Source organism: Cellulomonas sp. ATA003 (assembly GCF_031582905.1).
GTDB lineage: Bacteria > Actinomycetota > Actinomycetes > Actinomycetales > Cellulomonadaceae > Pengzhenrongella.
Genome location: NZ_CP133990.1, coordinates 1,628,792 through 1,650,669, shown reverse-complemented (window position 1 = coordinate 1,650,669; position 21,878 = coordinate 1,628,792). Strand labels below are relative to the sequence as shown.

Here is a 21,878-nt window from a genome sequence, read left to right as displayed (position 1 = left end):
CCGGCCCGCGTCAGGCCCGCCCGTGCACGTGGTTCTCGTGCGCCCACGCGGCCGCGGCGGTCCGGGACGAGACCCCGATCTTGGTGAAGATGTTCGCCAGGTGACGGCTCACCGTCTTCTCGCTGATGGCCAGCTGGCGCGCCACCTGACGGTTGGTGAGCCCGGCGGCCACGCACGTCAGCACCTGGGCCTCGCGATCGGTGAGTCCCCCGGGCAGGTCGTCCTGCTCAAGACGACGCACGTCCGGCGCCGCCCCGAGCTCGCGCAGGATCGCGAGGGCGGTCGCACGGTCCGCGGCGGCCGTCGCCGGCTCGCCGGTCCCGTGGTGCGCCCGGGCGAGCATCTCGTAGACCCGCGCCGTCTCGTACCGGCACCCCAGGCTCCGGTACTCGCGCGCGGCCGCGTCGAGGGTGGCGACGGCGTCCCCGTACCGTCGCTCGTGGACCTGCACCGCCCCGCGCGCATGGGCCGCCCACGCACGCAGGCCGGGTGTGTCGAACTGCGCGGCGGTCTGCTCGAGGCGGGCGCACCAGCTGGCGGCCTCGTCGACCAGGCCGAGGCCGAGGGCCACCTCGACGCCCGGGGCCAGCAACCGGGCCCCGGCGAGCCGGTCCCGGCCCGCGAGGGCGCCGGACAGTCGTGACCAGGCGGCGTCGCCGTCCCCGGTGGCGTGCAGGAGCAGCGCCTCCCCGGGCTGCGGCTCGATGCCCAGGGCGCGAGCACGGGCGTACGCGCCCCGCGCGCCGTCGAGGTCACCGCGCAGGCGCCTGATCTCGCCGAGCTGGTACAGGGCCTCCCCGGCGACCCAGGTGTTGCGGCCCTCCAGCTCGACCCCGCTTCGCTCGATCCCCGCCTCGGCCTCAGCCCACCCGCCCTCGCTGCACAGCAGCTGCAGCCGGTGGACGCGGCAGATGCCCGAGAACATCTCCTCGCCCCGGAACTGCTCACACCACCGCTCGGTCGCGCGCGTCCACGCCCGCATCCGGTCCAGGTCCCCGAGCTCGTGGCACGCGTGGATGACGGTGCAGTAGACCTCGCCGGCCCACGCCGGATCGAGGCGCCCCGCGAGCACCGGCAGCATCGCCTCGTCCAGCTGCGCGAACCCGTCGCCCGTCCGGCCGCGGCGCAGGTCGGAGAGCCCCGCGAGGACCAGTCCGAGCGAGGACAGCGCGGGGTCGCGGATGCCGCGTGCGACCCCCGCGAGGCGACGGGCCGCCCCGTCGAGGCCGTCCAGGTCCCAGCGCGCCAGTGCCAGCGCGCCCTCCACGTAGGACAGGTAGCCGTGCGCCGCCGTCGTCGCCTGGTCGGCGAGCAGCCGCCGGGCGCGGTTCAGCCATCCGGACGTCACGACGAGGTCACCCCGGCCGCCCCAGAGGATGGCGAGGTCGAGCGCCCTCATCGCCGCACCCAGGGTGTCGCCGTCCTCCTCGAGGGTGTGGAAGGCCAGCTCGCTGACGTCGAGCGACTCGTGGGTCCGGCCGGTCCACCACGCCGCACCACCGAGGAGCACGAGGTCCGCCGGGCCGAGCTCGGTCACCGCCCGCGCCCGTGACAGCGCCCCGTAGGCGCCCTGCCAGTCGCCTCGGTCGTACGCCTGCCGTCCCGCGGTCAGCTCGCCCGTGCCGTCCATGGTCCGTTCCACGGTAGACCCGCCCGTGGGACCGGGCGGGGCGTGGGGGTTTCCCCATGCGACGGCCGTGGTCCGGGCCCGGGACGCGTCACTACTGTGGCCAGGACACGCTGCTGTCCGTACGGACGGCCGAGATCAAAGGAGATCCACGTGTCAGGTAACAAGGCGTCGCCTACAAGGGCCCCGGCAAGGTCGAGGTCATCGACATCGACTACCCCACGTTCGAGCTCAAGGACGGCCCGGGCGTCAACCCGGCCAACGTCGGCCGCAAGGTGAACCACGGCGTCATCCTCAAGACGGTGGCGACCAACATCTGCGGTTCCGACCAGCACATGGTCCGTGGCCGCACCACGGCTCCGCCGAACCTCGTCCTCGGCCACGAGATCACCGGCGAGGTGGTCGAGGTCGGCTCCGACGTCGAGGTGATCAAGGTCGGGGACATCGTGTCCGTCCCGTTCAACATCGCCTGCGGTCGGTGTCGCAACTGCAAGGAGCGCAAGACCGGCATCTGCCTCAACGTCAATCCCGACCGACCGGGCAGCGCCTACGGGTATGTCGACATGGGCGGGTGGGTCGGCGGCCAGGCCGAGTACGTGCTCGTGCCGTACGCCGACTGGAACCTGCTGCGATTCCCCGACCGGGACCAGGCGCTCGAGAAGATCCTCGACCTGGCGATGCTCTCGGACATCTTCCCGACGGGCTTCCACGGCGCCGTCACCGCGGGCGCCGGCGTCGGGTCGACCGTCTACGTCGCGGGAGCGGGTCCGGTCGGCCTGGCCGCGGCCACCGGTGCGCTCCTCCTCGGCGCGGCGGTCGTCATCGTCGGTGACATGAACACCGACCGGCTCGCGCAGGCCCGCAGCTTCGGGTGCGAGACGGTGGACCTCACGCAGGGTGGCCCGGCCGAGCAGATCGAGCAGATCCTCGGCGTCCCCGAGGTCGACTGCGGCGTCGACGCCGTCGGGTTCGAGGCCCGTGGGCACGGCAAGGACGCCGGGCACGAGGCCCCGGCCACCGTCCTCAACTCGCTCATGGACATCACCGCGGCGGGTGGGGCGCTCGGCATCCCGGGGCTGTACGTGACCGGCGACCCGGGCGGCATCGACGAGGCGGCGCAGAAGGGTTCGCTCTCGCTCAGCCTGGGCACCGGCTGGGCGAAGTCGCTGTCCTTCACGACCGGCCAGTGCCCGGTGATGAAGTACAACCGCGAGCTGATGATGGCGATCCTGCACGACCGGACGAGCATCGCGAAGAACGTCAACGCGAAGCCGATCTCGCTCGCGGACGCACCCCGCGGCTACGCCGAGTTCGACGCCGGGGCGGCCCAGAAGTACGTGCTCGACGCCAACGGCTACCTGTCCTGAGCTGAGCCGACGGGCTGGGCCGACGGGCTGAGCCGACGACCGCGACGGCGGGCGCCCCGATTGGGGCGTCCGCCGTCGCGCTGCCCGGCCGTCGCGTGTGCACCGTTCGCCCCATGCCCGCGTGACGAGGACGCACGATCCGCCCGATGTGGCGCCACGGGGCGCCTCCCTACGGTCGAAGCGAGCTGGCCATCCGGGCACGGCGGGAGCGAGGTGGAGCGAGATGAGCACGAGCACGCACACGGCGGCGGAGGTGGACGCTGCGGCCGTCGAGGCCTTCGCGGGGCGCATGCTGGGCGTCCTCAACGACGCAGCGGTCGCCGTCCTGACGAGCACCGGTCACCAGACCGGTCTGTTCGGGACCATGGCGGCGCTGCCGGCTGCGACCAGCGAGCAGATCGCCGACGCCGCCGGTCTCGACGAGCGGTACGTCCGGGAGTGGCTCGGCGGCATGACGACGGCCCGGATCGTGCGCTACGACCCGGCGACAGCGACGTACGCGCTGCCCGGAGAGCATGCGGCCGTGCTGACGCCGGCGGCCGGGGCGAACAACGTGGCCATCCTCATGCAGCACGTCGCCATGATGGGTGAGGTGGAGCAGCGGGTGATCGAACGGTTCCGCCACGGGGTGGCCTCTCCTACGCCGACTACCCCCACTTCCACCGCAACATGGCCGAGACGAGTGCCGCGATACACGACGCCGCCCTCGTCGAGGGCGTTCTGCCCCTCGTCCCGGGGCTTCCCGATGCGCTGCGGGAGGGTCTCGACGTGGCCGACGTCGGCTGCGGCCGCGGCCATGCCGTCAACCTCATGGCGCAGGCGTTCCCGGCGAGCCGTTTCACCGGCTACGACTTCTCGGTGACGGCGATCGAGGCCGCGCGCGCCGAGGCGGCCGCTCTGGGCCTGGCGAACGCGACCTTCCAGGTCCGCGACGTCACGCACCTGGACACGGACCGGGGCTTCGATCTCGTCACCGCGTTCGACGCCATCCACGACCAGGCGCGCCCGGCGACGGTCCTGGCGAACATCCACGACGCGCTGCGCCCCGGCGGGACGTTCCTCATGGTCGACATCCAGGCGTCGAGCCGGCTGGAGCAGAACCTCGACCTGCCGTGGGCCGGCTACCTGTACGCGGTCTCGACGTACCACTGCATGAGCGTCTCCCTCGGTCTGGGCGGGGACGGACTGGGGACCGCGTGGGAGGTGGAGACCGCAGCGGCCATGCTCGCCGACGCGGGGTTCAGGGACGTCGAGCAGAAGCAGGTCGACGCCGACCCGTTCAACGCCTACTTCGTGGCGCGGCGCTGACGCCCCGCCGACCGGCGCGCACGGCCCCGAGCGGGGATTCCTCCTGGGCACTGAGCCGGGGTGCGGCTGCGGGCCGACGTCGTCCCGCCGCGGGGTCCGGACCCTGCGACCCCATCGCGTACGGTGAGCATGCCGTCGTCGTCGGAGCGGCCGATGGCTGGACCCATCCTGCCGAGAGGCGCCCGTATGACGACCGCCGCGCGCGATCTCCGTCCCGCCCAACCCTCCGCGGCGATCCCCGCCCCGTGGTCGCTCCCCGGCCCCGAGGTGCTGCGTGCCGTCGACGGCTCGGTCGCCGGGCTGACCGGTCCCGAGGCCGCGGACCGGCTGGCCCGCGACGGCCGCAACGAGCTGCCCACCCCGCCGCAGCCGTCGGTCCTCCGGCGCCTGCTGAGCCAGTACGCCGACGTGCTCATCTACATCCTCGTCGGGGCGGCCGCGCTCAAGGCGTTCACCCGGGACTGGGTCGACTTCACCGTCATCGTCGTGGTGATCGTCGCGACCGGACTCATCGGCTTCATCCAGGAGGGCCGCGCGGCGTCGGCGCTCGCCGGGCTGCGGCGGATGCAGTCGCTGAGCGCCCAGGTCCGGCGCGACGCCGAGTGGGCCGTGGTGGACTCGGCGACCCTCGTCGTCGGGGACGTCGTCCGGGTGCGCAGCGGCGACCGGGTGCCGGCCGACGCGCGCCTGCTGACCTCGACGCAGCTGCAGGTCGACGAGTCCGCCCTCACCGGCGAGTCGGTCGCGTCGGAGAAGGCCGACGACGTCGTCGCCGCGGACGCCGGCGTGGGCGACCGGGCGTCCATGCTGTTCTCCGGGACGATCGTGACCGCCGGCACCGGCGAGGCCGTGGTCGTGGCGACCGGGCGGGACACCGAGATCGGGCGGATCTCCGCGCTCGTCGCCGAGCAGGATGCACTGGACACCCCGCTGGCCCGCCAGCTGGCGCGCCTGGGCACGCAGCTGTCGGTCCTCATCGGCGTGCTCGCCGTCGTCATGCTGCTGGTCGGGCGGTTCGTGCACGGGCTGGACGCCGACGAGCTGATCTCCGCGGCCATCGGCTTCGCCGTCGCCGCCGTCCCCGAGGGACTGCCCGCGCTCGTGACCATCACCCTGGCGCTCGGCGTGCAGCAGATGGCGCGGCGCAACGCCATCACCCGCAGGATGGCCGCGGTCGAGACGCTCGGCTCCACCACGACGATCTGCTCGGACAAGACCGGCACGCTCACCCAGAACGAGATGACCGCCCGGACCGTCGTGACCGCCGTGGGTGCCTACGACGTCGAGGGCACGGGCTACGACCCGGCCGGTCGGCTCGTCACCGCCGACGGCACGACGGCACGGCTGGACGCCCTCCCGGACCTCGCCGAGCTCGTGCTGACCGCCGGCCTGTGCAACGACGCCCGCGTCGAGGCGACCGACGAGGGCTGGCGCGTCGTCGGGCAGGCGACCGAGGGCGCGCTGCGGGTGCTCGCCACCAAGGCCGGTGCGCCGGTCGACGCCGCCACCCGGGTCGGCGGCGTGCCGTTCGAGTCCGCGCACAAGTTCGCCGCGACCCTCGACGACGTCCCGGCCGGGTCCGGCACGAGCCGAGCCGTCCACGTGGTCGGCGCGCCGGACCGGCTGCTGGACCGCGCGGACTCGGAGCGGTCCGCGGACGGCAGGGCGGTCCCGCTGGACCGGGCCGCGTGGGAGCGGCGGGTCGACGTGCTCTCCGCGGACGGGCTCCGGGTGCTCGCCGCCGCGGTCCGCCCCGCAGACGGCGTCGACGGCATCGGTCTGGACGACGTCGACGGCGGCCTGACGTTCCTCGGCGTCGTCGGGATCGTCGACCCGCCCCGCCCGGAGGCGACCGCGGCGATCGCCGAGGCCCATGCCGCCGGCATCCGGGTCAAGATGATCACCGGCGACCACCGGGGCACCGCGACCGCCATCGCCCGCGAGCTCGGCATCGCGTCCGCCACGGGCGAGGCCCGCGCGCTCACCGGCCCCGAGCTGCAGGCCATGGACGACGACGCGCTGCGCGGTGTCGTGCGCGACGTCGACGTCTACGCGCGCACCTCCCCCGAGCACAAGCTGCGGATCGTGCGGGCGCTGCAGTCGCACGGCGAGGTCGTGGCGATGACCGGCGACGGCGTCAACGACGCGCCGTCCATCACCCGGGCGGACGTCGGCGTCGCCATGGGCATCAAGGGCACCGAGGCGACCAAGGAGGCCGCCGACATCGTCCTGGCGGACGACAACTTCGCGACGATCGAGCGTGCCGTGGAGGAGGGCCGGCGGATCTACGACAACATCCGCAAGGCCGTCGTGTTCCTGCTGCCCACCAACGGCGCGCAGTCCCTCGTGATCCTCACCGCGGTCCTGGTGGGGCTCGAGCTACCCCTGTCGCCCGTGCAGATCCTGTGGATCAACCTCATCACCGCGCTGACGCTGTCGCTCACCCTCGCCGGCGAGCCCGCCGAGCCGGGCATCATGCGCCGCGCGCCGCGGTCCCCGAGCGAGCAGGTGCTGTCCGCCCGCGCCGTGGCGGTGATCGCCGTCGCCTCGCTCGTCATCGGCGGGGCGACGCTCGTCGTCTTCCTGCTGGAGCGCGACCGCACCGGTGACCTCGCCGTCGCGCAGACGTCCGCGGTCATGATGCTGGCCCTCGGTCAGCTCGCGTTCCTGCTCAACTGCCGCCTCCTCAACGGGTCCGCCTTCACGCGGCGCGTGCTGACCGGCAACCGGGCCCTGTGGATCTCCGCGGCCGCCCTGGTCGTGCTGCAGCTCGTCTTCACCTACGCGCCGTTCATGAACCGCTGGTTCGACTCGGCGCCGATCGGGGCGTACGGCTGGGGGCTCACCGCGGCGACCGCCGTGCTGGTCTTCCTCCTCGTGGAGGCCGCGAAGGCGGTCGTCCGGCGGGTCGGGGCGCGCGGGAGGGCGGACAGGTGAACGTCTGGCGGCCCCGCACGCCGCCCCCGGCGGCCGACCGGCCGTCCCCCTGGGCCCGGTCAGGAGTCGGTGTGGGACTACCCCCGCCCGCCCGCGGTGCAGCCGAGCACCGAGCACGTCGTCGTCCGGCTGGGGACGCGCGTCGTCGTCGACACCCGCCGGGCCCTGCGGGTGCTGGAGACGTCGCACCCGCCGACGTACTACCTGCCGCTCGCCGACGTCGCGGACGGCGCCCTGGTCGCCGCCGATGCCCCGACGACGGTGTGCGAGTTCAAGGGCCGGGCGACCTACCTCGACGTCGTCGGGCAGGACGCGGACGGCGGCCCGCTCGTGGAGCGGGCCGCCGCGTGGACCTACCCCGACCCGACGCCCGCGTTCCGCGTGCTCGGCGGGCACATCGCCCTCTACCCCGGCCGGATGACGCGGTGCACCGTCGACGGCGAGCCGGTCCTGGCCCAGGCCGGCGACTTCTACGGCGGGTGGCGGACCAGCCGGGTCGTCGGCCCGTTCAAGGGCGAGGCGGGCACCCGCGGCTGGTGACGGCGCCGCGGTGCCCGCCGTCCCTCAGCCCGGGTCGGAGACGTCCAGCCGCAGGTTCTCCGCCGCGATGCCGTCCGCGCGGAGCAGGTCGTCCTCGAAGTCCACCTCGACGGCGTCGTACATCGAGACGTCGACCGGGACCACGCGCAGCCCGCGGTGCGCGATCGCCGTCTCCAGCGCGCGTTCGAAGTAGTCGGTGTCGGCGCACGCGCGCAGCTCCTCCACCAGCACGGCCTTGTCCGCGCCGCCGATGTAGTTGATGCCCACCGCCTCGCCGAGCCCGTCCCTGACCGACTTCGACAGCTCGTGCACGAAGCCGTCGTCGTCGACGGTGTACTTGACCTCCTCGTCGCCGACCGCGGCGGTGTTCACGCACACGAACGTCTCGTCGCGCTCGAGCCACGGCTGCACGCGCTGCAGGATCCGCGGGTCGAAGACGACGTCGCCGTTCATCCACAGGACGCCGCCGGGGTGCGAGGTCTCCAGCGCCCGGAGCAGGCTCTTGGACGTGTTGGTCGCGTCGAACACCTCGTTGTAGGCGAACCGCACGTCCGGGTGAGCCTCCATGATGAGGTTGGCCTTGAAGCCGACGACGACCGCGACGTGCACGTCCGGCCCGAGGGCGGCCCGCAGGTTGTCGAGCTGCTGGCGCATGATCGTGCGCCCGTCACGCAGCTGGGTCTGGGACTTCGGCAGCGGACGGCCGAGCCGCGTACCGAGGCCCGCGGCGAGGACGACGGCCTGCACGACGCGGCTCATGCGGTCACCGCCGCGACGGGCAGCACGAGGTCGAGGACGCGGTCGGCGGAGCGGCCGTCCTCGGCATGGCAGAACCGTTCCCGGAACGCCGCATAGCGGTCCCGGGAGCCCGAGCGCACGGCGTCCAGGTCGGCGAGGGCGTCCAGCACCTCCTCGGACGTCCGCAGCACGGGACCGGGCGCGATGTCGTGCAGGTCGAAGTAGAAGCCGCGCAGCACGTCGCGGTAGTGCTCGACGTCGTACGCGAACAGCAGGATCGGCTTGCCGGTGATCGCGAAGTCGAACATCGCCGAGGAGTAGTCGGTCACCAGGACGTCGGCCGCGAGATACAGGTCGTTGATGTCCGGGTGGCCGGAGACGTCCAGGACGCCGGGCACGTCGGTGCCGCGCTCCACGTCGGGCACCAGGTGGTGCAGGCGGAGCAGGAGCACCGCGTCGGTACCCAGCCGCTCGGCGAAGCGGCCGGCGTCCAGGGCGAGGCGGAAGGGCGGGGCGCCCTCCAAACGGGCGTCGTCGCGCCAGGTCGGCGCGTACAGCACGGCGGTCCGGTCCTCCGCGATCCCGAGCTCGGCGCGCACCCGGGCACGGCGCTCGGCGACGTCCGCTCCGAGCAGCGCGTCGTTGCGCGGGTAGCCGGTCACCGGGACGGAGCCGGTGAAGCGGAACGCCGTACGCAGCGGGGCGGCGGCCGCCTCGCTCGGCCCCACCAGGACGTCCCAGCGCGCGACGTCGTCGTCGAGCCGGGCCAGCTTCTCCTCGGTGTCGGTCTGCAGCCGGGCATCGCGGTGGATGCGCTTGAGCGGGGTCCCGTGCCACGTCTGGAGGTAGATCGTGTCCGGGCGCTTGTCCCAGGCCGGCAGGTGGTTGTCGGCGACGACGACGTCGGCCGACTGCAGCGCGGCCACGGCGTCGGGCGTGCCCACCGGGACGGTGGTGGTGCCGGCGGGGAAGGCGGCCGCATGGCGGGGTGCGCCAGCCAGACGTGCTCGACGTCGGCGGTCGCGCGGGACACCGCGCGCTGGTGCAGGGCGCGCGGGTTGTCGGAGTAACGTCCGCCGAAGCTGTAGTAGACGATCTTCACGGTCTTCTCTCTGTCGAGGGGCCACGCCCGGGGTCGTTGGTGACCCGTCATCCTGAAGTGTGCCCCCTGCACGACGACGTCATGGACGGCTCGGCCGCCCTGGTACCCGACGTCGTCAGTCGTGCCGGGCACGTTCGTGCCGGGCGTGTCCGACCGGCTCGAGCTGGAAGGTGCAGTGGTCGGTGTCGAAGTGCTCACCGAGGCAGTCCGCCAGCGCGTCGAGGACCTCCCCGGACCGGCCGCCGTCCAGGCAGTCATCATCCACCACGACGTGCGCCGACAGCGCGGGGACGCCGCTCGTGATGGTCCACGCGTGCAGGTCGTGCACGTCCACGACGCCGGGGACCGCGCCGATGTGCGTCCGGACGTCGTCGAGGTCGATCCCCTCGGGAGTCGCCTCCAGCAGGACGTCGACCACCTGGCGCAGCAGGGTCCACGCCCGGGGCAGGATGAAGAGGCCGATGAGGACCGAGGCGATGACGTCGGCGCGGGTGTACCCGGTGGTCGCGATCACCACGCCGGCCACGATGACCGCGACCGATCCGACGAGGTCGCCGAGCACCTCCAGGTAGGCGCCGCGCAGGTTGAGGCTCTCGCGCTGCCCGCCGCGCAGGAGGAGCAGGCTCACGCCGTTCGCCGCCGCACCCGCCGCCGCCGCGGCGAGCATGACACCGGTGGCGACCTCCGGTGGGTCCTGCCACCGTCCGACGGCCTCGGCGATGACCCACACCGCCAGACCCCCGAGGAGCAGGGCGTTGGCCAGGGCGGCGAGGATCTCGGCCCGCTGGAGCCCGTAGGTGCGGGCCTTGGTCGCCGGCCGGCCCGCCAGAGAGACGGCGGTCAGCGCGATGGCGATCCCGGTCGCGTCGGTGAGCATGTGGCCCGCGTCGGCGAGCAGCGCCAACGACCCCGACAGCAGGCCACCGACCACCTGCACGCCCACCACGGACACGGTGATCGCGAGCACCGCGACCAGGCGTCGGCGGTGCCGCCCGGTCGCCGTCCCGTGCGCGTGCGTGTGCCCCGCGCCCATCAGTGCGGGCCGTCCCGGCGGACCCGGTCCACCCCGAGGGCAGGATCAGTCGTCATCGTCGTCGTCATCGACCAGCTCGCCCTCCCACGCCTCCCGGCCCTCGTGGACGGCGAAGGCGGCGATGACGAAGCCGGCGACGGGGTCCAGCCACGCGGCGCCGGTCAGCTCGTACAGGCCGACACCCAGCAGCGTCGACACGCTCAGCAGGACGCAGATCCTCGTCTCGGCGGCGTCGGCCAGGATGAGGTTGTCCCGCAGGGCCAGACCGACCCGGCGCTTGGCCGCCGCGAGCACCGGCATCACGACGAGGGACGCGCCGAGCAGGACGAGGCTGACCGGTGAGCTGTCCGGCGCCCGTCCGTCGAGCAGGCTGCGCACGCCCTCGACGGTCACGTAGGCAGCCAGCGCGAAGAACGTGACGGCCACCAACCGCAGGACGCGCTTCTCCTTGGCCTCGTCCGCGTGCCCGTGCCGCAACCGGGCGGCCAGCCGCAACCCGACCAGCACGGCGGCGACCGACTCGATCCCGGAGTCGATGCCGAACCCGATCACCGACACCAGCCCGGCGAGGACGCCCGCGGTGATCGCCACCGCACCCTCGACGACGTTGTAGGCGACGGTGACCTGCGCCAGGCGCAGCCCGCGCCGGGTGAGCGCCTCGGCCTGCGGGTCGGTCAGCGGGGCGGCGGTCACCGTGCCGGCTCCTCGGCGCCGAGGTCTGACGCCCGGGTGGTGGCGACGCCGTACACCGGGCACAGCGCGACCGCGTCCCCGGTGAGCCCCAGCAGCCGCTCGGCGGCGGCGAGCACCTCGACCGTCGCCCTCGGGTGGGTCAGGGAGAAGATCGAGGCGCGCCCCTGCGGGCGGGACGTGACGAGCCCGCAGTCACGCAGGCACGCCAGGTGCTTGGAGACGGTCGACTGGGCCAGCCCCAGGTGACCGGTCAGGTCGACGACCCGGTGCTCGCCGAGGGTCAGGTGGCGCAGGATCGCCAGCCGCGAGGGGTCGCTGAACCCGTGGAACAGGCACGCCGCGACGGACAGCGCGGCCGCTTCGTCGACCGGTGCATCGCCGGTCACCTGTGTCATCGCCATGTGGCGATGCTAGGCCAGGCGCGTGGGCGGGAGCAACGCCGCACCCGCCCCTCGCCGACGGACGGCCCGTGACCCCGCGCCCGCTCGGGGTCACGGGCCGTCCGTCGCCCGGCCGGTCGTCGGGCCGGCCGACCGGCGTCCCGTCAGTCGTCGAGCTCGATCTTGAGGATCTCGCCCGCCCCGGCCTCGTTCGACCGGTTCGAGATGTACGCGTCGTCGTCGTCGACGACGATGCCGCTCGGTGCGAACAGCGGGTCCGTCAGCAGGACCGTGTGCCTGCTCGGGTCGCGCCGGGACACCTTGATGAGCGCGCCGCTCCAGTCCTGCGCCGGCCCGGTCGCCGCGAGCAGCCCGTTCCGGGCGATCTCGAGCACGAGCAGGTTGCCGTGGTCGTCGAAGGCGAGGTCGATGATGTTCGTGAAGCCGTCCGCGTACACGGTCGGCTCCTCACCGTGCTCGAACCGCCAGACGGTGGCCGCGCCGACGGTGAACGGGAAGCCGGTCAGCTGACCGACGTAGAAGGCACCGTCGGGCCCGCGGACCACGGAGTTCGGGACCGCGTCGGCCTCGATCGTCGTCCCGGGCGGCGCGAACGGGTTCTGGACGGGCGCCTCCTTGGGGAACGTGAACACCGTCTCGACGCCGCCGTCTCGGGCCACCCGGAGGAGCGTGTTGCCGCCCGCGTCGGCGACCAGGGTCGTGTTCTTGTGCACGGCGAGCGAGAACGGGTTGGTGTCGAAGTCCTCGGGCTCCGGGTTCTCGCCGAGCTCGAAGGCGCCGATGTCCGCCACCAGGGAGGTCGTGCCGGAGCGCACGTCCACCCGCCGCACGGTGGCGAGCTCGAGCGCGAGGGCCGAGCCACCGAGCCCGCCCTCCTCCGCGGAGAGCGTCCGTACCCCGGGGTCGGCCCCCAGGCCGACGGTCGCCAGCAGCCGCCCGCGCCGGTCGAACGCGACGTCGGTCGGGCCGATGGGGTTGTCCTCCGTGCCCTGCAGCGCCAGCGACGGCAGCCCGGTCACCACGTCCCGGAGCGAGTACCCGTCGTCGTGACCGTGGCCGTGACCGTGGCTGTCGCCTCGGCCCTGCCTGTCCCGGTCCCGCCCGCGGCCGCGGTCGTCGTCCTCGACGAGCACGGAGATCTTGCCGGTCGCGCCGAGGCAGGTGGGGCCCTCCGCGCCGACGAAGCACGGCCCGTCGCCTCCTCGGCCGGACTGGGCGATCCAGACGTTCTCGCGGTGGTCCAGCGCCAGCCCGCGCGGCCCGTCCAGGCCGGTGACGAGCACCTCGACGTCGAGGACGTCGTCGTCGCCGTGCGCGACGGCGGACCCCACGCCCAGGGGCAGGACCAGACACGTGGCGGCCACGCCGACCAGGGCCATACGGAGTCGTTGCATGATGCACCTCCCGACCGCGGGTCGACCCTGGCTGGCGTGCCGGAGGACAGGTCTGGGATGAGGAGGCGCGTGTCGTCGCCACCTGCGGCCGGACCCACCGTGGCACCGCCGCACCCGCGCGTCAACGGCCGTGCCGGACGCCGATCGGCCCCAGCGCGCAACATCGAGAAAGGGCCCCGACCTGCATGAGCAGATCGAGGCCCTGCGGTCGGGCTGACAGGATTTGAACCTGCGACCCCTTGACCCCCAGTCAAGTGCGCTACCAAGCTGCGCTACAGCCCGCCGGCCCGTTTCCGAGCCGCCAGAACTCTATCGCACCTCGCGGGTCGGTTCGCCCACTGCTCCCGCGTCGGCCGCACGACGTGCGTCATCGCTGCCCGACTCCGGCCCCGGGTCCGGGTCCGGGTCCGGGTCCGCACGCTCGGTGTTGATCTCGTGCAGCTCGGCGGCGATCAGGCCAAGCACCGCGAGGTCCACGAGAAGGCCTGCGGTCGCGGCCCACTCGTCGATGCGGAACGCGAACACCTGGGTGACGAGGAGGCTCACGAGCACCGCGCGCCGGAACGCGAGGTAGCCCGTCCAGCGGTCACGGCCCACGAGGAGCAGGCCGCGCACCGCGAACGCCAGGGACACCGCACCGCTCGCGACGAGGCCGGCGACGATCCACCACGGCACGTCCGCGCCGTTCCACCACGCCCACACCCCGCGTCCGACGGTGACCGCGCCGGTGAGCGTCAGCACCGCGATGGTCAGCCACGGCACCCAACGCGCCGAGACGACCCGGTGCGTGAGCCGGACGACGAACCCGCCGACCGCGTCGATCGGGTTGACGAGCTCGTCCGGGTCGTCCTCGACGGCGTCGATCAGCGCCCCCACCTCCGCACTCCCCCGGGCCCCCTCCGCCCGGTCGAGGAGCTCACGCGCTTCGGCGCGCGCGCGGTAGGTGAACCCGCCGACCAGCCCTGCGACGGCGTGGTCGGCCGCGCCCGCGACGTACTCGCGCGGGTGGTGCGGCCGGCGCCCGTGCAGCACCTCACCGAGGAGCACGAGCGCGACGACCACGAGGTAGATCAGCGCGGCGGTCGGCTCGTAGAAGTAGTCGTTGTCGCTGGTGACGAACTTGCCGACCTCGTCGACGAACAGCCCGAAGCCGATCCCGCCGAGCAGCGACCCGACCGGCCGCACCACCGGACCGGCGAAGGACAGCAGCACGACGAACGCGATCGCCATGAGCAGCCCGCCCCACAGCACATGCGCGATGTGTAGCCCGTCCCCACCGATCTGCGGGTAGCCCGCCGCGGCCAGGAAGGCGCGCACGAGCAGGACCGTCGCGACGGTCGAGACGAGGAAGCCGGCCAGGTTCGACGACGCCGCCGGGTCGCGCGGAAGCCCCCAGCGCAGCAGCGGGCCGGGCCGGTCGTCGCGGGCGGACGCGGTGGTCACCGCCGGCGCTTCTCCCGCACCCGGACCGAGATCTCGATCGGCGTGCCCTCGAAGCCGAACGTCTCCCGCAGACGGCGCTCGATGAACCGGCGGTAGCCCGCCTCGAGGAAGCCGGACGCGAAGATGACGAACCGCGGCGGCCGCGTGGACGCCTGCGTCGCGAACAGGATGCGCGGCTGCTTGCCACCGCGCAGCGGGTGCGGGTGCGCCGCGACGAGCTCGCCGAGGAAGGCGTTGAGCTTGCCGGTCGGCACGCGGGTGTCCCACGACGCCAGGGAGCGCTCGAGCGCGGGGACCAGCCGGTCGGCGTGCCACCCGGTGCGCGCGGAGATGTTGACGCGCGGCGCCCACTGCACCTGGACCAGGTCCTGCTCGATCTCCCGCTCGAGGAACGGGCGGCGGTCCTCGTCCATGAGGTCCCACTTGTTGTACGCGATGACCAGCGCGCGCCCGGAGTCGACGACCTGCTGGATGACGCGGGTGTCCTGCTCGGTCATCTTCACGCTCGCGTCGACGAGCACGACGGCGACCTCGGCCTTCTCGATCGCGGCCTGGGTGCGCAGCGAGGCGTAGAAGTCCGCGCCGCTGGTCTGGTGCACGCGGCGGCGGATGCCCGCGGTGTCCACGAACCACCACGGCCGGCCGCGCAGCGAGATCAGCTCGTCCACGGGGTCGCGCGTGGTCCCCGCGGTGGGGTCGACGACGACGCGCTCGGCGCCCGCGAGCTTGTTGAGCAGCGACGACTTGCCGACGTTGGGCCGGCCGACCAGCGCGACGCGCCGCGGACCGCCCTCGGGCATCGCCACCCCGTGCTCGGACGTCGTCGGCAGGGCGGCCATGGCGGCGTCGAGCAGGTCACCGGTGCCGCGGCCGTGCAGTGCCGAGACGGGGTGCGGCTCCCCCAGCCCCAGGCTCCACAGCTCGGTCGCGTCCGCCTCGACCCGCGGGCCGTCGACCTTGTTGGCGCACAGCACGACGGGCTTGCCGGCCTTGCGCAGCAGCCGGACGACCTTCTCGTCGGTCGCGGTCGGGCCGACGGTCGCGTCGACGACGAACATCACGGCGTCGGCCAGCGAGATGGCGACCTCGGCCTGCTCGGCGACGCGCGCCTCGATCCCGGCGACGTCGACCTCCCAGCCGCCGGTGTCGACGAGCGTGAAGCGCCGCCCCGCCCACTCCGCGGGGTAGCTCACGCGGTCGCGGGTGACGCCCGGCTTGTCCTCGACGACGGCCTCGCGGCGGCCCAGGATGCGGTTGACGAGGGTCGACTTGCCGACGTTCGGCCGGCCGACGACGGCGAGCACGGGGAGCGGGGCGGACGGGCCGCCGTCGTCGTCGTCCTCGTCGCCGCCCTCGAGGAGAGCGAGGTCGTCGTCCTCGAGCTCGTACTCCGTCAGGCCCGCGCGCAGCGCGTGCTCACGTGAGACGTCGTCGCCGGCGAGCTCCGCGGCGCCCTCGCCGGGCGCGGCCGACGGCTGGGTTCCGTCGTCGGGCAGGGGCTGGTCGGTGGTGGTCATGCCCCTAGTGTCCCAGGGACGCGGGGCCCACGACGACCGCACCGTCGCGCACCGTCACGCGCCGCTACGCGCGTCCCGCCCGGCGGCGCCCCTCCTCCGACGCCTCACGCTGCGGGTCGTCGGCCGGCAGCAGCAGGCCGGTCCGCTCGGACGCGTCGGCCACCAGTGCCGACAGCGCGGTGCGGATCGCCTCGTTCGCGTGCTCGACGGCCGCGCGCCCGGACACGCCGCCGCGGCGCTCCAGGTGCAGCGCCTCGCCGAACTGGACCACGAGCCGGCGTCGCAGCCCGGGGACGTGCCCCACTCCTCACCGGTGCGGCGGGTCCCCAGCACCGCCACGGGCACCACGGGCGCCCCGGAGTTCACCGCGAGCCACGCGACCCCGGCGTGCGCACGGGCGGCGTCACCGCGGCCACGGTTGCCCTCCGGGAAGATGCCGACGACGTCGCCGCGGCGCAGCACCGCGCTGGCCGCGACCAGCGCGGGACGCCCGCCGGTGCCGTCCACCGGGATGTGCCCCGAGACCCGGAGCACGACGCCGACCGGCCAGACGAACGCCGCCTCCTTGACCATCATGTGCACCCCGCGCGGCGCGACCCCGACGACGAGCGGGCCGTCGACCACGCCGGTGTGGTTGGCCGCCAGGATGACCGGTCCGGCGACGGGCACGTGGTCCGAGCCGATGACCTCGGTGTCCCACACGCCGTGGGCGAGGAACCGCCCGATCCGCCGGGACCACGCCGGCACGGCCGGCACCTCCCGGTCGGTCGCCGTCCCCTCGGGGCGCGGCGTGGGCGTCGCACCGGGGCGCCGCGCCCGGCGAGGTCGGCTCACGCGCGCCGTCCGGTGACGCGCGCGACCACCTCGAGCACCGCCTCGACGGTCTGCTCGAGGTCCAGGTCCGAGGAGTCGATGGTCACCACGCCGTCCGCCGCGGTCCGGAACTCCACCACGGTGGAGTCGTCCGCGTCGCGCCGCACCACCGCGTCCCGGGTGGCGGCCACGGCCGCGGCGTCGTCGGACCCGTGCACCTCGAGCGCGCGACGGGCGAGGCGCGCCTCCTCGCTCGCGGTGAGCAGCAGGCGGACGTCCGCGTCGGGTGCGATGACCGTGGTGATGTCCCGGCCCTCGGCCACGACGCCGCGACCGTCGGAGAACGACCCCGGGCGGGTCTGCGCCGCGATCGCCTCGCGCTGCAGGCGTCCGAGCTCGGCGCGCACCGCGAGGTTCGTCGCGACCGCGCTGACCTGAGCGGAGATCTCGGGGCTGCGGATCGGGGCCCCGACGTCCACCGTCCCGACGTGCACGGTCGGCGCCGCCGGGTCGACCCCCATGACGAGCGGCATGCGCAGCACCTGCGCGGCGACGGCCTCGGCGTCGTCGAGCCGCACGTCCTGGTCCAGGCACCACCAGGTGGCCGCGCGGTACATCGCGCCGGTGTCCAGGTAGGCCAGCCCGAGTCGCTGGGCCGTGCGCCGCGAGACGCTCGACTTGCCCGACCCGGACGGTCCGTCGATCGCCACGACCAGGGCGGGTGCGGGGGTGTCCATGTGTGCGTCCTCCATCAGCTCGCGAGCCGCCATCCGCGGGCGGCCAGCTCTCGTTCCAGGTGCTCGGCGCGGTCGGGGACGACCGAGATCGCCGCCATGCCCATCGGGTGGCGCGGCGAGTGCTCCATGCGCAGGTCCTCCAGGTTGACGCCCACGTCGCCGACGTCGGTCAGCAGGCGGGCGAGCTCGCCGGGCGCGTCCGGGACCAGGACGGTGAGCACGCGGTACTCGCGCTGCGCGCCGCCGTGCTTGCCGGGGATGCGGACGACGCCGGCGTTGCCGTGCGCGATCGTGCGGTGCACGGCGACGAGCGACCCGCGGGCGACCGTCTCGGGACCGGTCGCCCGGTCGGCGAGCTCGAGCGCGCCGATCACGGCGTCGAGGTCGGCCCGCAGGTCGACCAGCACGTCGCGGACCGGTCCGGCGTTCGCCGCCAGGATCGACGTCCACAGCCGGGGCTCGCTCGCGGCGATCCGGGTGACGTCCCGCACCCCCTGCCCGGCGAGCGCGAGCGCCGCCTCCGGGGCGTCGGTGAGCCGGCCCGCGACGAGGCTCGCGGCGACCTGCGGCACGTGCGACACGAGCGCCATCGCGGCGTCGTGCGCGTCGGCGCCCATGGTCACCGGGACCGCACCGAGATCGGTCGCGAGCGTGCGCACCGCGAGGACGGCGTCGGCGTGCGCCGGCTCGGTGAGCACCCACGGGCGCCCGACGAACAGGTCCGGCACGGCCGCCACCGGCCCGCTGAGCTCGCGTCCGGCCATGGGGTGCGACCCGACGTAGCGCGTCAGGTCCACGCCGGCTGCCTGCAGCTCCTCGAGCACGTACGCCTTGACACTGGCGACGTCCGTCACGACCGCCTCGGGGTGCGCGGCGAGCTCGCCGAGCACGACGTCGGCGGTGATGTCCGGCGGGACGGCGACGACGACGAGGCGCACCGGGGCGTCGTCGGGCGCGGGCGTGCGGCCGGCGCCGAGGTCACGCGCGAGCGCGAGCGCGGTGCGCGAGGCGTCGTGCAGGACGACGTCGACCCCGCGGGTCGCGAGGGACAGGCCGATGCTCGTCCCGAGCAGGCCCGTGCCGACGATGCGCACCGGGCCGCGGGTGGCCACCGGTGCGCCGGAGCGCTGCGTCATCGGCGATCCGGCCCGCCGACGACGCACGGGCTGCCGAGGGTGCCGGTGGCGCCGGACGGCGTCGCGCTCACATGCCCACCTGGGTCATGAGGCTGCCGACCTCGGGCTTGCTCAGCACGCGCGTCTTGCCCGGCTTGAGGTCGCCGAGCCGGATGGGGCCGATCTGGGTGCGCACGAGGCGGTCGACGGGGTGCCCGACGGCCTCGAACAGCCGTCGGACGATCCGGTTGCGCCCCTCGTGCAGGACGATCTCGACGAGCGCCGCCCCCGGCGTCGTGTCGACGACGCGGTACCTGTCGACCTTCGCGATGCCGTCCTCGAGCTCGATGCCGTGCAGCATCTGCTGCCCGATGTGCGGGCCCACCCGACCCTCGACGTGCGCGAGGTAGGTCTTGGCGACCTCGTGCGAGGGGTGCGAGAGCCGGTTGGCGAGCTCGCCGTCGTTGGTCAGCAGGATGAGGCCCTCGGTCTCCGCGTCCAGACGCCCGACGTGGAACAGCCGCTCCTCGCGGTTCGCGACGAACGCGGCGAGCGACGGCCGTCCCTCGGGGTCGTGCATGGTCGAGACGACACCGAGCGGCTTGTTGAGGGCGAGCGTGATCACCGAGGTGTCCAGCTGCACCCGCATGCCGTCGACGTGGATCGCGGCCGCCTGGGGGTCGACTCGCACACCGAGCTCGGTCACCGGGATGCCGTCGACCGTCACGCGACCGGCGGTGATGAGGTCCTCGCAGGCGCGCCGGGAGCCGAGCCCGGCGGACGCGAGCACCTTCTGCAGGCGGACGCCGTCCTCGACGTGGACGTCCGGCAGGTCGGCCGCGGGCTGCGGACGACGGCCTGCCGGCGGGCGGCTCGGCGGCCACTTCGCGCCCGGGCGTCCGGTCCCGCCGCCGCGCGTCGCCCCCGCCGACGACGACGCCCCGCGCGCGGGCGCGCCGCCGCGGCCGTTGGCCCCACCGGACCCGCCGCGGCCGTTGGCCCCACCGGACCCGCCGCGGCCGGCAGCCCCGCCGGACCCGCCGCGGGCGGGAGCACCCCGGTCGGGCGCCGCACCGGGGCGCGGCCCGCGCCCCTGGCGCTCGGCCCAGGCCCGGTCGGCGCCGAACGGCGCACGGTCGGTGCGGGCAGCGCTGCGTCCGGCACCGGTGCGTCCGGCGCCGGTGCGCTCGTCGCCGCGCGGCGCCGACTGGCGGTCGGGGGCCCGGCGGTCGCCGGCGGGCCGGTCACCGCGGGAGCGGTCACCAAAGGAGCGGTCGCCGGACGAGCGGTCGCGGTACGGGCGGTCACCGGAGGGACGACCGCCCGACGAGCGCTCGCCGTACGAACGGTCGGACGTGCGGCCCGAGGAGCTCTGCCCACCCGAGCGGGGCCCGTCCGAGCGGGGCCCGTCCGAGCGGGGCCCGTCCGACCGGGGAGCGCCGGAGCGCGAGCCCGCGGACCGGGGTGCACCGGAGCGCGGCGCCCCGGACCGAGGTGCCCCGGACCGAGGTGCGCCGGAGCCCTGGCCGGGTCGACCGGTGCCCCGCTGGTTGCGTGCGGGCCTGCCGGCGCCTGATTCGGTGCTCACGAGTGCTCTCCTGCTACGTCGTCGACTCCGTCGAAGGAGTCCATGTCGGGAAGGTACGGGGCGAGCGGGGAGGTCGTCGAGCGACCCGAGCCCCATCCGCTCCAAGAAGTATCCCGTGGTGCCGTACAGAACGGCACCACTCGAGGGTCGGTGCCGATCTCGGCCACCAGGCCGCGCGCCGCGAGGGTGCGCACGACGCCGTCCACGTTCACGCCACGGACCGCGGAGACCTGGCCGCGGGTCACCGGCTGGCGGTAGGCGATGACGGCCAGGGTCTCCAGGGCGGCCTGGGTCAGTCGCGCGGACTGCCCGTCGGTCACGAACCGCCCGACCACGTCGGCGAGGGCGGGCGCGGTGTAGATCCGCCACCCGTCGCCCACCTGGCGCAGCTCGAAGCCGCGCGGCCGCGTCGAGCCGTTCCCCCGGTACTCCTCGGCGAGCTGGGTGAGGAGTCGCTCGACCTCCGCGGTCGGCAGGGCCAGCACGGAGGCGAGCCGCACGGCGGGGATCGGCTCGTCGGCGACCACGAGCACCGCCTCGAGCGCGGCGAGCGCCCCGCCGGGCAGCCCGGTGACGTCGAACGCCAGCTCGTCGACCGCGGCGCCGGGCGCACCGGTCGACCCCTCGACCGGGCCCGGGACGGCAGCGGCCTCGGTCTCGGTCTCGCTCACGCGCGGTCCTCCTCGTCGAAGTCGTCGGACACCGTGACGTCGCCGTCCTCGGCCCCGGTCCACCGTACGGTCAGCTCCCCGAGCGGCGTCACCTGGTCGAACGCCACGGCACCCTCGCGGAACAGCTCGAGCAGCGCGAGGAAGCGCACGACCACCACCCCCGTGCTGGCGGCGTCGGCGACCAGCGCGCGGAAGGACGCGGCGCCGCCGTGCCGCAGCCGGTCGACCAGCACCGCCGCCTGGTCGCGCACCGACACCGTGGGCGCGTGCAGGTGGCTGACGTCGACCGACGGCGGCCCGGGGCGGGGCGCGAGCGCGCGAGCGGCGAGCGCCGCGAGCTGCTCGGGACCGATCCGCCACACGAGCTCCGGAAGAAGTGCCGCCAGATGGGGCTCGAGCTGGACCGTGCGCGGGAACCGGCGCCCCTCGGTCTCGAGGCGCTCGGCGATGCCGGCCGCGACCTGCTTGTAGGCCCGGTACTGCAGCAGGCGGGCGAAGAGCAGGTCGCGCGCCTCCAGCAGCGCGAGGTCCTCCGCGTCCTCGACCTCGCCGGCCGGCAGCAGCCGCGCGGCCTTGAGGTCGAGCAGGGTGGCGGCGACCACGAGGAACTCGCTGGCCTGCCCCAGGTCCCAGCCGCCCGCGCCGGCGGCGTCCGCCGCCCGGATGTGCGCGATGAACTCGTCGGTGACCTGCGCCAGGGCGACCTCGGTGATGTCGAGCTGGTGCTTGCTGATCAGGCCGAGCAGCAGGTCGAACGGACCGGTGAAGTTGGTGAGGTGGACCCGGAACTCGGGTCTGCCGACAGGGCGGTCGTGGTCGCCCGCCGGCGGGTCGACCGGGGGCGGTCGTCGGTC

General features: G+C 74.4%; 19 protein-coding genes, 1 tRNA gene and 1 pseudogene. 5 read left to right on the top strand and 16 right to left on the bottom strand.

Annotated features, from left to right (window positions below; translation table 11 throughout):
* Positions 1–10 precede the first annotated feature (10 nt).
* Complete coding sequence (locus REH70_RS08060; RefSeq protein ID WP_310753621.1) at positions 11–1,630, bottom strand: LuxR C-terminal-related transcriptional regulator; 1,620 nt, start codon at positions 1,628–1,630, stop codon at positions 11–13.
* A 200-nt stretch (positions 1,631–1,830) separates the two neighbouring features.
* On the opposite strand from REH70_RS08060, the gene fdhA reads away from it, so the two are divergent.
* The 5 genes from fdhA (at position 1,831) to REH70_RS08035 (ending at position 7,779) form a co-directional block, all read left to right on the top strand.
* A complete protein-coding gene (gene fdhA, locus REH70_RS08055) occupies positions 1,831–2,994 on the top strand; it encodes a formaldehyde dehydrogenase, glutathione-independent (RefSeq protein WP_396134739.1) in 1,164 nt (387 codons plus the stop codon).
* A 223-nt stretch (positions 2,995–3,217) separates the two neighbouring features.
* Positions 3,218–3,856, top strand: coding sequence for a hypothetical protein (locus REH70_RS08050; protein ID WP_310753620.1), 639 nt, complete (start codon positions 3,218–3,220; stop codon positions 3,854–3,856).
* The gene (locus REH70_RS08045) at positions 3,763–4,302 is read left to right on the top strand and encodes a methyltransferase domain-containing protein (protein ID WP_310753618.1); all 540 of its coding nucleotides are present in this window, start codon (positions 3,763–3,765) and stop codon (positions 4,300–4,302) included. Before REH70_RS08050 ends, REH70_RS08045 begins: the two co-directional genes overlap by 94 nt.
* Positions 4,303–4,455: 153 nt before the next feature.
* Positions 4,456–7,239 (top strand): HAD-IC family P-type ATPase, encoded by a 2,784-nt coding sequence (locus REH70_RS08040; protein ID WP_310753617.1) that lies wholly within the window; start codon positions 4,456–4,458, stop codon positions 7,237–7,239.
* Between the two features lie 69 nt (positions 7,240–7,308).
* Complete coding sequence (locus REH70_RS08035; protein WP_310753615.1) at positions 7,309–7,779, top strand: DUF427 domain-containing protein; 471 nt, start codon at positions 7,309–7,311, stop codon at positions 7,777–7,779.
* Positions 7,780–7,803: 24 nt separating this feature from the next.
* On the opposite strand, the gene REH70_RS08030 is transcribed toward REH70_RS08035, so the two are convergent.
* The 15 genes and pseudogenes from REH70_RS08030 to REH70_RS07960 form a co-directional block, all read right to left on the bottom strand.
* Positions 7,804–8,538, bottom strand: coding sequence for an NTP transferase domain-containing protein (locus REH70_RS08030; protein WP_310753614.1), 735 nt, complete (start codon positions 8,536–8,538; stop codon positions 7,804–7,806).
* Positions 8,535–9,644 (bottom strand): CDP-glycerol glycerophosphotransferase family protein, encoded by a 1,110-nt coding sequence (locus REH70_RS08025; RefSeq protein WP_310753613.1) that lies wholly within the window; start codon positions 9,642–9,644, stop codon positions 8,535–8,537. Before REH70_RS08025 ends, REH70_RS08030 begins: the two co-directional genes overlap by 4 nt.
* 90 nt (positions 9,645–9,734) lie before the next feature.
* The gene (locus REH70_RS08020; RefSeq protein ID WP_310753611.1) at positions 9,735–10,652 is read right to left on the bottom strand and encodes a cation diffusion facilitator family transporter; all 918 of its coding nucleotides are present in this window, start codon (positions 10,650–10,652) and stop codon (positions 9,735–9,737) included.
* 45 nt (positions 10,653–10,697) lie between these two features.
* Positions 10,698–11,345 carry a cation transporter gene (locus REH70_RS08015; RefSeq protein WP_310753610.1) on the bottom strand — a complete coding sequence of 216 codons (648 nt, stop codon included), beginning with the start codon at positions 11,343–11,345 and terminating at the stop codon, positions 10,698–10,700.
* The gene (locus REH70_RS08010; RefSeq protein WP_310753608.1) at positions 11,342–11,746 is read right to left on the bottom strand and encodes a metalloregulator ArsR/SmtB family transcription factor; all 405 of its coding nucleotides are present in this window, start codon (positions 11,744–11,746) and stop codon (positions 11,342–11,344) included. Before REH70_RS08010 ends, REH70_RS08015 begins: the two co-directional genes overlap by 4 nt.
* A gap of 143 nt (positions 11,747–11,889) precedes the next feature.
* Positions 11,890–13,140 carry a ScyD/ScyE family protein gene (locus REH70_RS08005; RefSeq protein WP_310753607.1) on the bottom strand — a complete coding sequence of 417 codons (1,251 nt, stop codon included), beginning with the start codon at positions 13,138–13,140 and terminating at the stop codon, positions 11,890–11,892.
* A 208-nt stretch (positions 13,141–13,348) separates the two neighbouring features.
* A tRNA-Pro gene (locus REH70_RS08000) sits at positions 13,349–13,422 on the bottom strand.
* Positions 13,423–13,449: 27 nt separating this feature from the next.
* The gene (locus tag REH70_RS07995; protein WP_310753605.1) at positions 13,450–14,583 is read right to left on the bottom strand and encodes a hypothetical protein; all 1,134 of its coding nucleotides are present in this window, start codon (positions 14,581–14,583) and stop codon (positions 13,450–13,452) included.
* Positions 14,580–16,100 (bottom strand): ribosome biogenesis GTPase Der, encoded by a 1,521-nt coding sequence (der, locus tag REH70_RS07990; protein WP_310753603.1) that lies wholly within the window; start codon positions 16,098–16,100, stop codon positions 14,580–14,582. The genes REH70_RS07995 and der overlap by 4 nt, the downstream gene beginning before the upstream one ends.
* Before the next feature lie 54 nt (positions 16,101–16,154).
* The gene (locus REH70_RS07985; RefSeq protein ID WP_310753602.1) at positions 16,155–16,847 is read right to left on the bottom strand and encodes a lysophospholipid acyltransferase family protein; all 693 of its coding nucleotides are present in this window, start codon (positions 16,845–16,847) and stop codon (positions 16,155–16,157) included.
* Positions 16,848–16,930: 83 nt separating this feature from the next.
* Entirely contained in the window at positions 16,931–17,650 is a 720-nt protein-coding gene (cmk, locus tag REH70_RS07980; RefSeq protein ID WP_310753600.1) for a (d)CMP kinase, read from the bottom strand.
* Positions 17,651–17,664: 14 nt separating this feature from the next.
* A complete protein-coding gene (locus REH70_RS07975; RefSeq protein ID WP_310753599.1) occupies positions 17,665–18,786 on the bottom strand; it encodes a prephenate dehydrogenase in 1,122 nt (373 codons plus the stop codon).
* Between the two features lie 67 nt (positions 18,787–18,853).
* Complete coding sequence (locus REH70_RS07970) at positions 18,854–19,597, bottom strand: pseudouridine synthase (protein ID WP_310754197.1); 744 nt, start codon at positions 19,595–19,597, stop codon at positions 18,854–18,856.
* A gap of 752 nt (positions 19,598–20,349) precedes the next feature.
* Positions 20,350–21,024, bottom strand: coding sequence for an SMC-Scp complex subunit ScpB (locus tag REH70_RS07965; RefSeq protein ID WP_310753598.1), 675 nt, complete (start codon positions 21,022–21,024; stop codon positions 20,350–20,352).
* Positions 21,021–21,815: pseudogene (locus REH70_RS07960) on the bottom strand (segregation and condensation protein A); the annotation flags it as partial. The pseudogene REH70_RS07960 and the gene REH70_RS07965, both read right to left, overlap by 4 nt.
* Positions 21,816–21,878 lie beyond the last annotated feature (63 nt).

Bases quoted from the DNA above. Each gene is read 5' to 3' on its own strand.
- REH70_RS08060 (WP_310753621.1), bottom strand. From the start codon at position 1,630: ATGGACGGCACGGGCGAGCTGACCGCGGGACGGCAGGCGTACGACCGA.
- REH70_RS08030 (WP_310753614.1), bottom strand. From the start codon at position 8,538: ATGAGCCGCGTCGTGCAGGCCGTCGTCCTCGCCGCGGGCCTCGGTACG.
- cmk (WP_310753600.1), bottom strand. From the start codon at position 17,650: ATGGACACCCCCGCACCCGCCCTGGTCGTGGCGATCGACGGACCGTCC.
- REH70_RS08005 (WP_310753607.1), bottom strand. From the start codon at position 13,140: ATGCAACGACTCCGTATGGCCCTGGTCGGCGTGGCCGCCACGTGTCTG.
- REH70_RS07975 (WP_310753599.1), bottom strand. From the start codon at position 18,786: ATGACGCAGCGCTCCGGCGCACCGGTGGCCACCCGCGGCCCGGTGCGC.
- REH70_RS08050 (WP_310753620.1), top strand. From the start codon at position 3,218: ATGAGCACGAGCACGCACACGGCGGCGGAGGTGGACGCTGCGGCCGTC.
- REH70_RS08010 (WP_310753608.1), bottom strand. From the start codon at position 11,746: ATGGCGATGACACAGGTGACCGGCGATGCACCGGTCGACGAAGCGGCC.
- REH70_RS08020 (WP_310753611.1), bottom strand. From the start codon at position 10,652: ATGGGCGCGGGGCACACGCACGCGCACGGGACGGCGACCGGGCGGCAC.
- der (WP_310753603.1), bottom strand. From the start codon at position 16,100: ATGACCACCACCGACCAGCCCCTGCCCGACGACGGAACCCAGCCGTCG.
- REH70_RS08040 (WP_310753617.1), top strand. From the start codon at position 4,456: ATGGCTGGACCCATCCTGCCGAGAGGCGCCCGTATGACGACCGCCGCG.